11 protein-coding genes are annotated in these 14,941 nt (G+C 55.6%); 5 read left to right on the top strand and 6 right to left on the bottom strand.

The genetic code is table 11. The annotated features are described in order from the left end of the window. Positions 1-620: 620 nt before the first annotated feature. Positions 621-1,595 (bottom strand): pyridoxamine 5'-phosphate oxidase family protein, encoded by a 975-nt coding sequence (locus HCH_RS14935; RefSeq protein ID WP_011397148.1) that lies wholly within the window; start codon positions 1,593-1,595, stop codon positions 621-623. 34 nt (positions 1,596-1,629) lie between these two features. Next, positions 1,630-2,274, bottom strand: a complete 645-nt coding sequence (locus HCH_RS14930; RefSeq protein WP_011397147.1) for a glutathione S-transferase family protein — start codon at positions 2,272-2,274, stop codon at positions 1,630-1,632. Between the two features lie 189 nt (positions 2,275-2,463). Between HCH_RS14930 and HCH_RS14925 the strand changes: the two genes are divergently transcribed. Beyond that, the gene (locus HCH_RS14925) at positions 2,464-3,369 is read left to right on the top strand and encodes a LysR substrate-binding domain-containing protein (RefSeq protein WP_011397146.1); all 906 of its coding nucleotides are present in this window, start codon (positions 2,464-2,466) and stop codon (positions 3,367-3,369) included. Between the two features lie 187 nt (positions 3,370-3,556). On the opposite strand, the gene HCH_RS14920 is transcribed toward HCH_RS14925, so the two are convergent. The 4 genes from HCH_RS14920 to HCH_RS14905 form a co-directional block, all read right to left on the bottom strand. After that, positions 3,557-4,741 (bottom strand): alpha/beta hydrolase, encoded by a 1,185-nt coding sequence (locus HCH_RS14920; RefSeq protein ID WP_041598683.1) that lies wholly within the window; start codon positions 4,739-4,741, stop codon positions 3,557-3,559. A gap of 111 nt (positions 4,742-4,852) precedes the next feature. Next, positions 4,853-5,245, bottom strand: a complete 393-nt coding sequence (locus HCH_RS14915; protein WP_011397144.1) for a GFA family protein — start codon at positions 5,243-5,245, stop codon at positions 4,853-4,855. A gap of 100 nt (positions 5,246-5,345) precedes the next feature. Next, positions 5,346-6,497, bottom strand: coding sequence for a hypothetical protein (locus tag HCH_RS14910; RefSeq protein ID WP_011397143.1), 1,152 nt, complete (start codon positions 6,495-6,497; stop codon positions 5,346-5,348). An 18-nt stretch (positions 6,498-6,515) separates the two neighbouring features. Next, complete coding sequence (locus HCH_RS14905; protein WP_011397142.1) at positions 6,516-7,010, bottom strand: type III secretion system chaperone; 495 nt, start codon at positions 7,008-7,010, stop codon at positions 6,516-6,518. A 295-nt stretch (positions 7,011-7,305) separates the two neighbouring features. On the opposite strand from HCH_RS14905, the gene HCH_RS14900 reads away from it, so the two are divergent. From HCH_RS14900 to HCH_RS14885, 4 genes are read left to right on the top strand one after another with little or no spacing between them, the layout of a single operon-like run. Continuing rightward, on the top strand, positions 7,306-10,353 hold the full coding sequence (locus HCH_RS14900; RefSeq protein WP_011397141.1) for a WGR and DUF4132 domain-containing protein: 3,048 nt from the start codon (positions 7,306-7,308) through the stop codon (positions 10,351-10,353). After that, the gene (locus HCH_RS14895) at positions 10,350-11,444 is read left to right on the top strand and encodes an ATP-binding protein (protein ID WP_011397140.1); all 1,095 of its coding nucleotides are present in this window, start codon (positions 10,350-10,352) and stop codon (positions 11,442-11,444) included. Before HCH_RS14900 ends, HCH_RS14895 begins: the two co-directional genes overlap by 4 nt. Further along, positions 11,444-13,780, top strand: coding sequence for a DUF5682 family protein (locus tag HCH_RS14890; RefSeq protein WP_011397139.1), 2,337 nt, complete (start codon positions 11,444-11,446; stop codon positions 13,778-13,780). The genes HCH_RS14895 and HCH_RS14890 overlap by 1 nt, the downstream gene beginning before the upstream one ends. Further along, positions 13,770-14,885, top strand: coding sequence for a VWA domain-containing protein (locus HCH_RS14885; RefSeq protein ID WP_011397138.1), 1,116 nt, complete (start codon positions 13,770-13,772; stop codon positions 14,883-14,885). The genes HCH_RS14890 and HCH_RS14885 overlap by 11 nt, the downstream gene beginning before the upstream one ends. Positions 14,886-14,941 lie beyond the last annotated feature (56 nt).

The following is a 14,941-nucleotide window of genomic DNA, read 5'->3' as shown; positions in this document are numbered from 1 at the left end:
GTCGCTGCTGTGAAAAGACGGTATATATATTGATCCCTTACATTTGACTCTCAATCACAGCCAGACGCTACTCCGAAAATGACGTCTCATCTCTGTGTACCAATAGCTAATAATCGATCCCTTTCGCATAGGATACTGGAAGCTGATATCAAAGGTTGTTACTCATTGAGGTCAAGTTTAAGAGCAATGGGGTCCAGCTTCTTTTTCAGATCGGGATGATAGCTGCCCAACAGATTGGTCCCGAAACTATGGTAAGGTGACAAGTGTTTTACATCCTCCAGGTTGATGGAAACCCCTTCCTGTGCAGGAAGCAGTCAAGGCGCTGGAACGAGGGGTGAGCAAAAAATAACCAGAACAGGCGGATTTCAAATTTTTTTGTCTTTTTACGGCTTTAAAATCAATTGGTTACAGCAACTGTGGCCCCGTGTTCCAGAATCCCGGCCATACCTCTAACTGGCTGATTAATTCAACTTATCCAAAGTGCTGCACTTATTCTATTAATCCAAGGATCACCTAAAGGATTCTGGCGAGTATGAAAAATTCTATCAATTCTATTTTTTTACCTGATGATTGAAACACCCGGCAGTAACCGCGCCTAAAGACAAGGCGAATATCAATCTCTACCTCTGCGCTACCTTATGATCCTTCCATAGGCCAGTCCCGTCGAGAGCCGGGGAAATCTCTTGCAGTTCCCCCGTCATCGGCATGAACTTTTCGAGATAGGTGGATTGGTCCACTTTGACGGCAATGATGCGCTGCGCGCCTTCGAACTCATTCACCGAGGGATGATCCCATAGCACTTCGGCGCGTCCCACCGCCAACAGGGCGCTCCCTGTCGAGAAATCCGGGAAGAACAACCCTACTCGCCCGTCGGATTCAATGTTGCCCAGGGTATTGAAAAAACGGTTGCCGCTGAAGTCAGGAAAGAACAGGGTATCGCCCTCCACTTTCACGAAGCCCGACTTGCCGCCACGATGGGAAGCGTCAACGCCATGACGAGGATCTCTGTCTATCACCTTGGTGCGGGAAGCGATAAAAAAGGTATCTGACTGCGCTATCAACGGCTTTGCGTTCTCAGCTATGCCGGCGACGATCGCTGCGTTATCAACGTCCATGGCGGCGGGCTCTCCCTTGGCCCACTGCAGGTCCCGGGTTTGTATGTACTTGGGGCAATTGCCGAAGCTAAGCTCCACATCAATGCTGAAGCCTGTCGCGGTCACTTCCCCAATCACCCCGTTCACACGATTGCGTCGTCGCGTACTTAGCTGAATGCCCAGCGCGCCCACCTTTTGGCCTGGAGCGAAATTAAGGCCCAGTAGATGTGTGAGCGCCGGCAGAGCCCGCAACTCCAAACGGGTGTCGGCAGGAGAAGAAATAAAGCCTTCTTCGCCAAACAGCGGCATGCACCAGGGATAACCCTGCGTATCCACGAGCCCCAGGACAATAAAAGGCAGCCCGCCAAAAAACTCCCGATGCTGCATCGGCATCGCCTTGCGAATCCCCCTGCTGTACTGCGCCACCTGATCCACAACGCCAAGCCGTTCTTGCACCGCGATTTCCGCCGCGTGAAACGGAGAGTTTTCTTGCTGAGTCATTGCCAGCTCCTTTATTGGATTAAGTCTGAGAGAATTACATTGGCGGTAAGGGAGAGCGCTTCATGCCGATAAAGCCCGGATGTGCTTCAACTCGCTCCAGCCAGGCGCGAATGGCGGGATACGGCTGCAAACTGACGCCCCCCTCTGGCGCATGGGAGATGTAGCTATAGCCCGCCACATCCGCCAGGGTGATGCGATCGCCAGCGAGATATTCACGGCTCGTCAGCAGAGGCTCCAAGACGCCAAACAGTGACTCAGTAATGCTTTTGGCTCTGTCATAATCCAGCTTCATGCCAAAAAGCTTAACCAGGCGCACCGCGCAGGGACCCTGTGCAATTTCTCCAGCGGCGACAGAGAGCCAACGCTGCACTTCCGCCGCCTGCTCCGGTTTTCTGGGCGACCACTCGTCGCCATGGCTATATTTCTGCGCCAGGTAAGTAATGATGGCGTTGGAATCCGCCATTACGACGCCGTTATCGTCAATGGCGGGAACCTGCCCAAACGGGTTGATTTTCAGGTAGTCAGGCGCTTTGTGCGCGCCGTTCGCCATATCCAGATCTATCGTTTCGTATGGCAACCCCAGGAAAGAAAGCATGAGCTCAACGCGGTGGCAATGCCCGGACATCGGGTTGCGATAGAGTTTGATCGGCGCTTGTATATTGGGAAATTCAGCGTTCATGGTTTTCTCCTGTTTTCCTTGGTTTTCTCTTGTTTCTCAAGATATTGCCGCTGCCTTGTGGGGGCGGTTGAGCTAATTAAGCGGTTGATGAGCAGTATTATTCATGCAAATGCCGATGTAATTGACGAAATTTACAATTCACTATTACACTCGACGCAATAATCTGACGATGTAAACCAAGGTGGCGGCGTGGATAAACTGCAAACCATGCAGGTATTTATTGAAGTGGCGAAACAACAGAGTTTCAGCCTCGCCAGTGAGGTCCTGGGGCTTTCCGCGCCGGCTGCCAGTCGCGCTGTCGCCGCATTGGAAGAAAGGCTGGGGGTGAAGTTATTTAACCGCACCACCCGATTGGTGAGGTTAACCGAGTCCGGCGCCCGCTTTTTACAGGATGCAAAACGCATACTGGAGGATCTGGAAGAGGCGGAAGCCGCCGCGGCGGGGACTTACGCCAAGCCCACCGGAACTCTGGTTGTTACAGCGCCTGTGTTATTTGGCGAAACATACATCATGCCGATTGTCACTGACTATCTGGCGAAACACCCTGGCGTATCAGTAAAGATCATTCTGCTGGACCGGGTCGCCAATCTTTTAGAAGAAGACTTTGACGTGGCGATACGTATCGGCCGCCTCAAGGATTCCAGCCTGTACGCCACTACCGTCGGCCATGTTAAAAAGATCATTTGCGGCTCGCCGGAGTATTTCAAACGCTATGGCTACCCGGAAAAACCGGAAGACCTGATTAATCACAGCGTCATTTTTCCCGCGCCGTTTGAATATACCAATGGCTGGCATTTTCAGATCAATGGAAACAAAGAACTGGTTCGATTAACCCCGCGCTTACGCTGCAATCATAACGGCGCCGCGCGGAAGGCTGCGTTACTGGGTCACGGATTAACGACGCTGATGTCCTATCAGGCGGCCGAGGATTTGAAAGCGAACAGGCTGCAACGGGTATTAACCGAGTTTGAAGAGGAGCCGCTGCCGGTCAATATCATTCACCTGGAAGGCCGCCGCGCCAACGCCAAGACCCGCTGTTTTATTGATCTGGCCGCAAAAAAGCTCAGAGAGAATCCGTTTCTTTTTTTGCAGTGATATCTGAACGACCTGGCTTGACTATTAACCAGGCAGACAAATAGCTTCCTTCTATTTGTCTGCAACGACAGGGCCTGCGCATGTCAGGCCCTGTCTCCCGCGGCTTGCCGCCGCGCAGGCGCATCCATGCGCCTGATCATTAACATGCCAATATCATTGCCATATTAATAAGTAGCTTGGAGCGACGCTAGTCTGACTCGACAACTCTGGCGCCATCAGAGTCCGACGCCATGACCCTGTCCAGCACTTCCATATGCTCAGCAAAGTATGGGTTGAAGGTGAGTCGGGACGTTGCGTTATCAGACCCATCGCCGCCGTAGGCAGTACGCCAGGTTTCCGCGCCGCTTTCGCAGAGGATTTGATTTCCCTGCGACTGGCCGTTGTCGCAGATTCTCAGCTTGCCATTGACGCCGTACTCCGGGTTTTCCGGCGCAAACAGAACGCCCATGTGAGACCCGTTGGCGATTCTGAGTTCAGGCAGGTGCATGTTATACGTCAGGATGCGAGGGTCGCGGTCGGCGATATCATCGCCTTGCCAGATCAGCCGGCTGCCGGGATGGGTAAAGGTCCGGCCGAAGCGATCCCGCAGATATTGGGTGTCGATGATGCTGTCGTTTGCGCTGGCGAGAATGAACACCGGTCTGGCAAACCCGGAGTCGTTCATTTTCTCCCGCACATCCAAAACTGTTTCATAAAACATCGCCGCCGCATGCATGGGCAGCGAGTTGTACCTTAAGTAGTTGGACTCTTCATCCTGGTCCGCCCAAGTAATGAAATACTTGACGTACTTTGAGAAAACCAATAGTCGCGAACGCGCTTCAAACGCCGGCGAAAACAGGATCAAGCCGGCGATCTTTTCGTCATCGTATGCGGCCGAGGTCACCAGGTTCGCCCCCGTGGAGAAACCACCCAGCCAGACCTCATCCGATCGGGCCTTCAACAGCGCAATGTGATGCTGAAGCGTCGCCTTCCAACCCTCCAATGTCGCCAGGTTGAGGTCGGCGACCTTGCTGCCATGGCCCGGCAGCAGTATGGCTCTCACAAAATAGCCCTGGGTGACGAGGTGACTGGCGATATCGATGAAAGAGAATGGCGAGTCACCTAGCCCATGCACCAACAGGACGCTTTTGTTATTCGGGCGCCTGGGCGCCATTTCGAATGGAAGATTGGCTTCCAGTTCGCTAAGCCGGTCTTCTGTTTTGAAGGCTCTGTTCTCAAGCAGCCAGGCTTTGGTCTCGGCGACGTAATCTTCAAAGTTTGACTGGTAGCCATACTGCGGCAGATGGCTGGATGCCGTGAACTCCGGGCTTTCTTTTAACTTCTGGCAAGAGGCCAAAGACAGAAACGCCACGAACGAAATGAGAAAGCGCATCAGCGCTCGCAAGCTTGCAGAGGAAAGGGCGGAATTTTTTATGCGCGTCATGTGAGGTCAAATCTGAAAAATCTAATTCACTTATAGCCAAGATAGTGAGCTGTGCAAGCCTTATTCTTCAGAGCGACTGGCGTCGTCTCGATCGCGCTCATAGCGTTTGGAGAGGGGAAACGGCGGCAACCAGGACTCGCGGCGGCATATCCAGAGTTCGTAGGTGGGCGTGAGTTGATCCGGAGCGTCCAAAGCGCCAAGGTTCACTTCGATTTCGTCGCCGGTGCGTGAAAAAACGGACGAACCGCAACGAGGACAGAAACAGCGCCCGGCGTAGTCGCCCACCTCCCCTTCAATCGTCACCGCATCCTGAGGAAAAATCGCAGACGCATGAAACAGCGCGCCATGATGCTTACGACAATCCAGACAATGACACACACCCACCCGATAAGGACGCCCCGTCGCCGTCAAACGCACGGCGCCGCAGAGGCAACCGCCGGTGAATTGTTGCATGTTGCGTTTCCTCCAATGCCGATTGGCTTTGAGAATTCTATTACAGCCAAATCACAGAAGGCGTCCGTCAAGACGCCTTGCAAGACTAGGTTTTATGAGATCAGGAGCCAAACCCCAGCTGGCTTTGGGCGACTTTAAACAAATCGCCGACAGTGCGTATCACGCTGGCTCCTACACCACTGGTGTCCGCCCTCTCCTTAATGGTGGTCGTCACGTTTTCAGCATCCGCCCGGCTCATTAGAATCTGCATGGCGCCTCCCGGCGTCTTCACGTGACTGCCCAGCTCTTCAGTCGGCGCAACGGTGGAGGTGAGAACCGACGTCGCTTGAGTCACTCTTATCACATGAACGTCATACACATCTTTAGCATCAATGCTTCCAAGGGGCAATCCGAAGACGGCGGCGATGGAGCGGTTCGGGTCCGACTTGTCCACCGTACGAATAGCCTGTTCTAACGCAGCCCGTGTGGTGAAGTACGGCGAATAAGCGCTGGGCGTCTCTCCACGTTTGGTAATTTTGACCAATTCATCGCCCACATTGAGCTGTAAGCGCGTGGGGAGCCGTTCTCCCGACATGACCTGTTGCAGGGCGATATTAAGCCGAGTCTGAGTATTGCTGGCTTTCTTCTCGGCGGTTGAGTCATCCCAATTGGCGGTATTGCGGGCAATGTTCGCCATCAGCAATTTGCCGTCGTCATGGGTCATCAGAAACTCCATCGCCGCCGCTTCTGATACGCCTTTAGGGACAAAGGTCGCAAAAGAACGCATGTCATGCAGATCAAGAGAGTCGACAGTAGCGTCGCTTTCGCCGCGCGCTCTTTGTTCAACGTTTACATGAGGTTTTAAGTTATGCCAGGTTTCTCTGATATGACTTTTGCTGGGCGCCAGGCCGACCCTGTCCATCAGAGACGCGTACATATTCCCTAAGAGCCCCCTGTCGTCTTGCAGCTGTTTGGCGTGCTGAAAGACGTTTAAAACCGTTCTGCCGGTTAAGGCTTGCGTTTTGTCTTGGAGAGCGGTCCCTATCGCCTGCCCCGCGATTTTTTCTCCAAAGGCTTGCCGCATTACTTTTGCAAATTCGTTATTCGCGTTTTGGTTATCACTATTTATCTTCTTCTCTGCGCTGGCGGATGTGACATGGCGGTCACCCATATTTCCTGAGGCGGCCACAGTATTATTGTTGTTAACCACCAGTCTTCCTTCGTTCTGACGGGCGGCGGTCACAAAACTTGATAGAGTAATTGGATTCGGCATGAGATGGGCTCCTGAGTTTTAAACTTTAACTAAGTGGTCAGTGGAGTGGATGGGGGATGTCTGGCGAGGATCAGGCAGTTCCTCAGTCTGTTCAGCTGAGTCCTTTAGAGAGCGCTTCAATGACTCGGCGCAGTCCACAAAAGTGACCAGTAGCGATTCCAGCGCGCGCACATCCAACTCCTCGACGGGATGCTGATAACTCATGATGACGAGGCCGTCGTCGCTCACCCCCACTGTGGCGCCGCCTGTGTTTCGCCAGAACAGATTGGCCGCTAATAGCAGCCTGTATCTGGCGTTAAGGGCTTCCAGTGAGTGGCTGGAAGCGCCGATAACCTCACCGAGACTGCTGTAGATAATTAAAAAAGCCTCATTGGGACAAAGCTCGAAATTGACAATAATGTTGTCGTCAAACACAAGCTGGGGGGGCCGGTCCTCCTTGCGATGAAAGTCAGGCAGTCCAATGAAGCCGCCGAGCTCCGTCAGCACCAGAGATAACTTTTCTCTACCGTTCATGTGTGTGCTCCATATACTGATTTTTAAGTGCAGAATGTGTCGTTACAGGCCACAGAATAGGGAGGGATAAGAGACTTGGTTATCTATCGACCGGTCTATTTTTTGTTTGCGGATGACCTATATAACTGCCTCGCCAATAGCGTTACTTTTACGCCTGTTTGCACTGGCCCATTGAGTGTCTGACTTTCAGGAATTAATGTTGCGTTTTTGGTTTTATCTCGACGTTCAGTCGGCTAGAGTGCGGCTTTTACTTTATTGATTTCATTGTTCACTTATAAGATTCAGGGGGACGCGGATGCGTAGGTTGACATTAAAAGACGGCGCTTCGGATAAGTTCTGGGAAATAGACTTACAGGGAAATCAGTACACCGTCCGTTACGGTAGAGCCGGTACGGATGGGCAGTTAAAAACCAAAGAGTTTGACTCAGAGGCAAAAGCGAAGTCTGAGCACGATAAGCAGATCGCCGCCAAACTGAAAAAAGGGTATGTCGAAGACAGCGCCGCGACAGGCTCCCTTCCCGCTCAGGCCGTAACCGAGCCCCCCAAAGCCAAAACGTCTTCGCAAAAGAAAACGACTTCAGAAGCGTCCGCAACGACGCCGACCGCCACGGAAACCAAACCCATCGCCGCTTACGCTGAAGAGCCGGTCTCTCTGGGGCTGCTTCCGGTTGACTGGCGCTGGGCGCCCTGGCGGCCCCGGGAAGAGACGGAGATTCCCCCGCCGCGTCCTTTTAATCTTGAGCAGTTGCAGAAAACCTTCTCCGGCATACGAATCGATAAGTCCAGTTACTTGGGCGACTTTGATTGGCGAACGGCCGAGACGCCATTGCGTATGAGCAAAGAGGAAGCCGCGTTTTGGCTCGTCGCCATGTCAAACAACCGCAGGACCATTGCTGAGCGTAAAAAACACCTGAAGGAATGGGATTTCTCCAAGCCGGTGGACTATAAGCAGATGCTTTACAATGAAGCGCCCAGCACGCCCTGGTTAATGATCCCGGCGTTCAATCTGCTGTCCGAACAGGAATTTCTGGATCTGGCGCTTACGGAAAAAGAAGCCCGCTATCACGGCGCCGATCTTCAATGGGAGCGGGTGCGCGGTCTGCAATATGTGCTTCCTCTACTGTCGGCGCCGGGAATCGAGCGCCTGAAAGACGCCGCGCGGGCCCACGTCAGCGTGGCGAACTGGCCCGTATCCAATTTCTATCAGACCACCAACTACTTCGTCCTGGCCGCCGTACTGGGCCTGTCCGATCTGTTGACGGACGTGGTGGAGTCCTGGGACGACAAGCTATATAGCGGCGACGCCTGGCACGACCATTACCACAAACCCCAGGAAGTCATTTTCGGTCTACAGGACCCGGAACAGGTCAGCCGCCATTTCCGGCGCTTGAAGTTACGCCTGTCCAACCCTGACTATATTCGCGCCTGGCTGGCTCACACCGGGCTTCAGCATCTGGACTACATCGAGGAGTCGCTGAAACAGGAATCCAACCGGGATCAGGCGGAAAACCAGTTATCCGCGCTGATTGCCGTCAACGCAGCGGAAGTCGCTCCCGTCATGCTGTCCCTGACCAAGGCGTCAAAAGCGCCGAAGATGGCGAAAAACTGGCTGGACGAACATCCACAGGCGGCGGTGACCGGGCTGGCGCACTGCATCGCCAGTCATCGTTCGGGAGCGCTGCGTCAGGACGCCTTGGCCGCATTGCGACTGATGAAGCGCAAAGGGTACGCGGACCTGATGCAGCAGACGGCGGCGCATCAACCGACCCTCGCGGAGACAATAGACGAGGTGCTTAACTATGAGGACCCCGCTGACAACCCGCTTACCGACGCAGAGACGCCAGACTGGTTGCAGACGGGACTCACCCCGAAATCCAAGGCGAAGCCGGTGGATTGGATCGACGCCAACGACCTTCCGCCGATTATCATGGCAGGACGGGCTTTCAACGCACAGCACGTCGCGGCGCTGCTCCTGACCCTGAAAACGGCGGACAGCCAACAGGCGCCTTTTTTCCAGCAACTTAAAGAACAAACAGACGGCGGCTGTCTTGACGCGTTCGCCTGGGCCCTGTTTGAAGCCTGGCTATCGGAGGGCGCGCCCTCAAAAGAGAAATGGGCCATGATGGCGATGGGCTACCTCGGGGGCGACGAATCAGTCATGAAACTGACCCCGCTGATCCGTAAATGGCCTGGAGAATCCCAACACCAGCGAGCAGTGTCCGGCCTGGAAGTGTTGCGGTTGATCGGCTCTAAAACCGCCTTGATGCAACTCAGCGGCATTTCCCAGAAGGTGAAATTTAAAGGCGTTAAGTCCAAAGCCCAGGAATACATGGAGCAAATCGCCGCCGAAAAAGGACTGACCAAGGCGGAACTCGAAGACATGGTGATCCCGGACTGCGGGCTGGATGAAAAAGGCCGCAGGGTGTTTGACTATGGCCCCCGTCAGTTTCACTTCGTATTGGGCTCCGATTTGAAGCCGAAACTCAAGGACGACAGCGGCAAGCTTCGCGACAACCCGCCCAAGCCATCCGCCAAGGATGACGCAGAGCTGGCCAACGACTCCCTGCAGGAGTGGAAGCTGGTGAAGAAGCAGATTCGCGATATGGCCAAGATTCAGGCGGAGCGGCTGGAACAGGCCATGGTGGTGGGCCGTCGCTGGAAGGCGGAGGACTTCGATGCTCTGATCGCCCGTCATCCCTTGATGACGCACCTGGCGAGATTGTTGCTCTGGGGCGGTTACCAGAACGGTCAGCTGGCGGGGACGTTTCGTTTAACCGACGAACAGGATTTTGCTGACGTCAACGATGATCCCTTGGCGCTGGACGGATTTGACGAAGTCGGACTTGTTCATCCCCTGCATCTGACGGAGGAAGACAAAAACGCCTGGGGCGAGATGTTCAGCGATTATGAACTGCTGCCTCCCTTTCAACAGCTCAGCCGGCCGGTGTTCGCCCTGAGTGAGGAAGAGCTGGAGCAACAATCCATGTCCCGTTTCGAAAAGATGAAGCTGCCGGCCCCTACGCTGGTCTTCGGTCTGGAAAAACAAGGCTGGGCCCGGGGCGAGGCCATGGACGCAGGTGGGTTCGACGAGCACTCCAAGCAGTTCGCCGCCGCCAATGTGACCGCCGTGGTCAACTATGAAGGCGTCGTCGGCATGGGGTATATCGAAGCGGATGAAACACTGGAAACCACCGAGATTGTTTTCGTGAAAGGCATGCGCCAGCCCTCCGGTTATGGCTGGGATCAAAAAGATAAAATACTGCCTTTGAAGCAAGTGGACCCATTGGTGATCAGTGAAGTGATCAAGGACCTGAATCAACTTGCAGCGAAGGCCGAACAATGAGCGATCTAGCCCTGCAGCGCCCGCCGGTGGAGCAACGCTACGCTGAAGAGTTAGAGCAACTGGCCGCCAAAGACCGCAAGAGCGTCAAACCGCCGGGCTGGAACCTCTCCCCCCTGGCGGTCATTGACTTTATTTTGGGCGACAAACGCCAGAATATCAGTCCCAAGTTTGTGGGGCGGCGGCGCTTTGTGGAGCGTTGCGTAGCCACCCTGGCGACCAATCGCGGCCTGATGTTGATCGGGCCGCCGGGCTCCGCGAAGAGTTATTTGAGCGAATTGCTCGCCGCGGCGATCTCCGGGGACTCCGGATTAACGATTCAGGGGTCGGCGGGCACGACGGAGGACCAGATCAAGTACACCTGGAACTACGCCTTGCTGCTGGAAAAAGGGCCGGGGCCTGAGTCCCTGGTTCCGGCGCCGGTGTATCAGGGTATGCAACAGGGCAAACTGGTGCGCTTTGAAGAAATCACCCGCTGCCCCCTGGAGATTCAGGATACCCTGCTCTCCATTCTGAGCGACCGGGTGCTGCATATTCCCGAGCTGGAACAGGGGGCGAGCGCCGTCTATGCGCGCCAGGGCTTCAATCTGATCGCGACAGCCAACACCCTGGACAAAGGCGTCAATGAAATGAGTGCGGCGTTGAAACGCCGCCTCAATTTTGAAACGGTGCAACCCATCGCCAGCATTGAGGAAGAAGTGGCGTTAGTGGCGCGAGAAACCGACGCCTTGCTGCAACACGCCGGCATACCGATGACTCTGCCGGTGGACAAAGCCGAGGTGCTGGTGACGGTGTTTCATGAATTACGCAACGCCAAAGTCATCGGCGGCGGCGCTCTGGAGCCGCTTAACTCCGTTATGAGTACGGCGGAATCCGTGTCTGTGGCTTTCGCCGCCTGCGTGCAAGGGTATTATTACAATCAGGGCGCCCTGACCGCAGAGCATCTCGTCTCTGCGCTGGGCTCCACCGCCGCCAAGGACTCCAGTGAAGACCTGAAAAAGATCAGACACTATCTGCATCATGTGGCGGGTAAGCGCAAAGGCGCCGCCTGGACCGAGTTCGCCAATGCGAAACAGGCGCTAAGTGACTACTGATGCTGTCTGACCGTATTCATTTTTTCCCGGTTCGACATCACAGTCCGGCCTGCGCCCGCGCAGTATTCGACTATGCGCTGGCGTTGCGGCCGCAGGCCATCCTGATCGAAGGGCCCAGCGAATATAACCCGCAACGGGAGGAGTTGTTCCTCTCCCATCAGCTGCCGCTGGCGATCTATACCTACGTCGCCAATGACGACCACCGGGCCGGCGCCTACCATCCCTTCTGCGAGTACAGCCCTGAGTGGCGCGCGCTGCAGGCGGCGAAGGCACTCCAGTGCGAGGTGGCGTTCATTGACCTGCCCTGGCCGGAGATCTGCGCATTGCGACTGCAGAGCGCAGACCAGGAAGTTCTGGATCAGGAGCATCGCTACGCCGACGGTGAATTAAGGCGCAGCCGATACATTCAGGCGCTGTGTCAGACGCTGAAAGTGGAAGACTTTGACGCCGCCTGGGACGAGCTGTTTGAAATCGATCCGGCATCCCCTGACGAACTGAAACAGAAAGTCGCCGCCTTTTGCCTGGCGATTCGCACCTTTGAAGACGAAGACCGGGCGCAGCGTGGGCTGCCTCCCGATCCAGTCAATCTGGCCCGGGAGCGCTATATGGCTGACCGGATTCGAGACGTTGGCGAACGCGTATCCGGCGACATTCTGGTGGTGACGGGAGGCTTTCACACCTCCGCGCTGTCTGAGTTGATTACGGCGGAGACGCCGCCCCCGATTTCTGCCGCCTCTACGCAGACCGCGGCCTGGCGGGAACAGGGCGCCGCCCTCACCCCATACAGTTACGCCCGTCTGGATGCGCTGACCGGGTATCAGTCCGGCATGCCCGGACCGGAGTTTTACCATCAAGTCTGGTCGGCGCGTTCCGGCGGTGGCGAATTTCAGGCGCAGCCCCTTATCGACGCCATTGCGCAGCGATTACGCCAGCGTAAACTCACGTTCAGCACCGCCGACCGCATTGCCGCGGAGTGCAGCGTCCAGACCCTGGCGGCCCTGCGCGGCCACCCCGCGCCCTGGCGCGAAGACCTGTTCGACGGACTGAGCAGCGCCACTATCAAAGATGAATTGGCCCATGGCGGCTATCACCCCATGCACGAGGTGATTCATGAGGTATTCCGGGGAGATCGTCAGGGACGCTTGCACGATGAGACAAGCCTGCCGCCTTTGGCGAGGGACATTGACGCTCTCCTGCGATCACTGGATTTATGGCCGACAACGACGCCTCGCCTCGTCTCGCTGAACTTGCTCGAAGCCGGCGATCTGCAGCGCAACCGCATATTGCGACGGCTGCAACTTCTGAACGTTGCGGGATTTGAATTAGTGTCCTCGCCGGACTTCGTCGCCCGGGACGATCTTATGGAGGCGCAGGCGCAATGGAAACTGCGCTGGACGCCGGAATTCGACGCGGGAAAAATCGAAGCCTCCAGATACGGAGCCTCACTGGAGGAAGCCGCCAATCAGCGGTTGCTGGAAATGATGCAACGCAAAGGCCGCCTGGGCGACACGGCGGAGCTGCTTATTCTCACCGCACTGTGCGGGCTGGGCCGCCACGCCCGTAATCTGATGATGGAGTTGACGCAGCAGACGCGTCTTTGCAGTGATTTTGTGGAAGTGGTCTCCGCCTTGAACCACCTGAGCTATCTGCAACGATATGACGATATTCTTGAGTGGGATAATGTCGACGCCACCCGCCCCCTGAGTAACGCTTTATATGAGCGCGCGCTGTTTCTGCTCGACTCGTTGGGGCGTCCCGACCAGGGCTTTGAGTTTGTGGAGGCCATTCGCACTCTGCTGCATTGTCATTTCGCGTTATCGCAGGATTTGGACTGGTCCAGAGAGCCTTTTGCGGACAGCTTGCAAAGCCAGTGCAAAGAGCCGGAGCAATCGCCGGAAATTCGGGGAGCGGCTTTAGGCGCCTGCTTTATGTTGGGCGTCACGCCCGGTGAGAGCATCACCCCCTTTGTCCGGCAGATCGCCACATCGGAATTGGGCGACTTTCTGGTGGGTCTGTTTCGCATCGCCAGAGAGACCGTGCAGCGGCATCCGGATTTGATCAATGTGATTCATCAGGTGATTCAGGGTTATGACGCGCACGCCTTTATGCAGGCGCTGCCCAGCCTGCGTCTGGCGTTCACTTACTTCACCCCGCGGGAAAAACTGTATTTGGCGGATCATTTGCCCGGAATCGCAGCGCCAGCACACACAGGGACAGAGGTTGAGGCGTTCACTCCAGAACTGAAGGAGATTGAAGACGCCATGAGGTTTGAAAACGCCCTGCTCGCCACCGCCCGGGAATATGGCATTGATCTGGAGAGCGTCGATGAAGGCTGAGCAGCAATTAAGATGGCGCCTGATACTGGGCGAAACCGACAGCGAACACCTGAATCCCTCCATGACGCCGCAGCAGCGCCAACAGGATCAGCTGCTGGAATACCTTTACGGGCAGGAATATCGCCGGGACAATCGCAATATCCGCGGCGGAACGCTGGACGAATCGTCACTCACCATTCCCGAGTGGATCAACGGCATTCATGAACTGTTCCCCAAGGAAACGATAGAGCGTCTGGAGAAGGACGCGCTGGAGCGCTACCAGATTCAGGAGATGGTGACGAACCCTGAGCTGCTGAAGCGGGCGCAGCCGAGTCTGACCCTGCTGAAAGCCATTCTGCACACCAAACATTTGATGAACCAGGAAGTGCTCGCCCTGGCGCGAGCCATGGCGAAACGGGTGATCTCTGAACTGCTGGAAAAGCTGGCCCGCCCGATGCGCCATCCGTTTCTGGGACGCATTCATCGCTTAAAGCGCAGCCATCTCAAGATCGCGAAGAACTTTGACGCCAGAGAGACCATTCGCCGCAACCTGAAACACTACGACCGCGAGCGCGGCAGACTGGTCATCGAAACGCCCTATTTCCATTCCCGCATTCGGCGGCAAAGTGATAAATGGCGGCTCATCATCCTGGTGGATCAATCCGGCAGCATGATGGACAGCGTCATCTACTCCGCAGTGACCGCGTCCATTTTCTGGGGAATACAGGCGCTGGACACTCATCTGGTGGTGTTCGACACCAATATTGTGGATCTCACCGATCATTGTCAGGACCCGGTGGAGACGCTGATGAAAGTTCAGATGGGCGGCGGCACCGACATCGGCCACGCCATGCAATATGGCGCCTCGCTGGTTTCTCAGCCGACCAAGACCCTTCTTGTGCTGATTTCTGACTTTTGTGAAGGCGGCGACCCTCGCCGCCTGTTGAGCGTCACCCAGGATCTGGTGGAAAGCGGGGTGCAGGTGCTGGGACTGGCGGCGCTTGATGAGCGCGCCAATCCGGTTTATGACCAGCGCATTGCGCAACAGATGGCGAATATCGGCGCGAAAGTGGGCTGCATGACCCCGGGCGAGCTGGCCAACTGGGTGTCCGAGGTCATCGAGTGACGACCGGCGACGCTGTAAAACGATAAATCGATAATGTTGAGCACCAACAGTGAGTG

The sequence above is a fragment of the Hahella chejuensis KCTC 2396 genome, assembly GCF_000012985.1.
Lineage (GTDB): Bacteria > Pseudomonadota > Gammaproteobacteria > Pseudomonadales > Oleiphilaceae > Hahella > Hahella chejuensis.
Note: the sequence above shows the minus strand (reverse complement) of the source record. Positions and strands in the feature narration are given on the sequence as shown.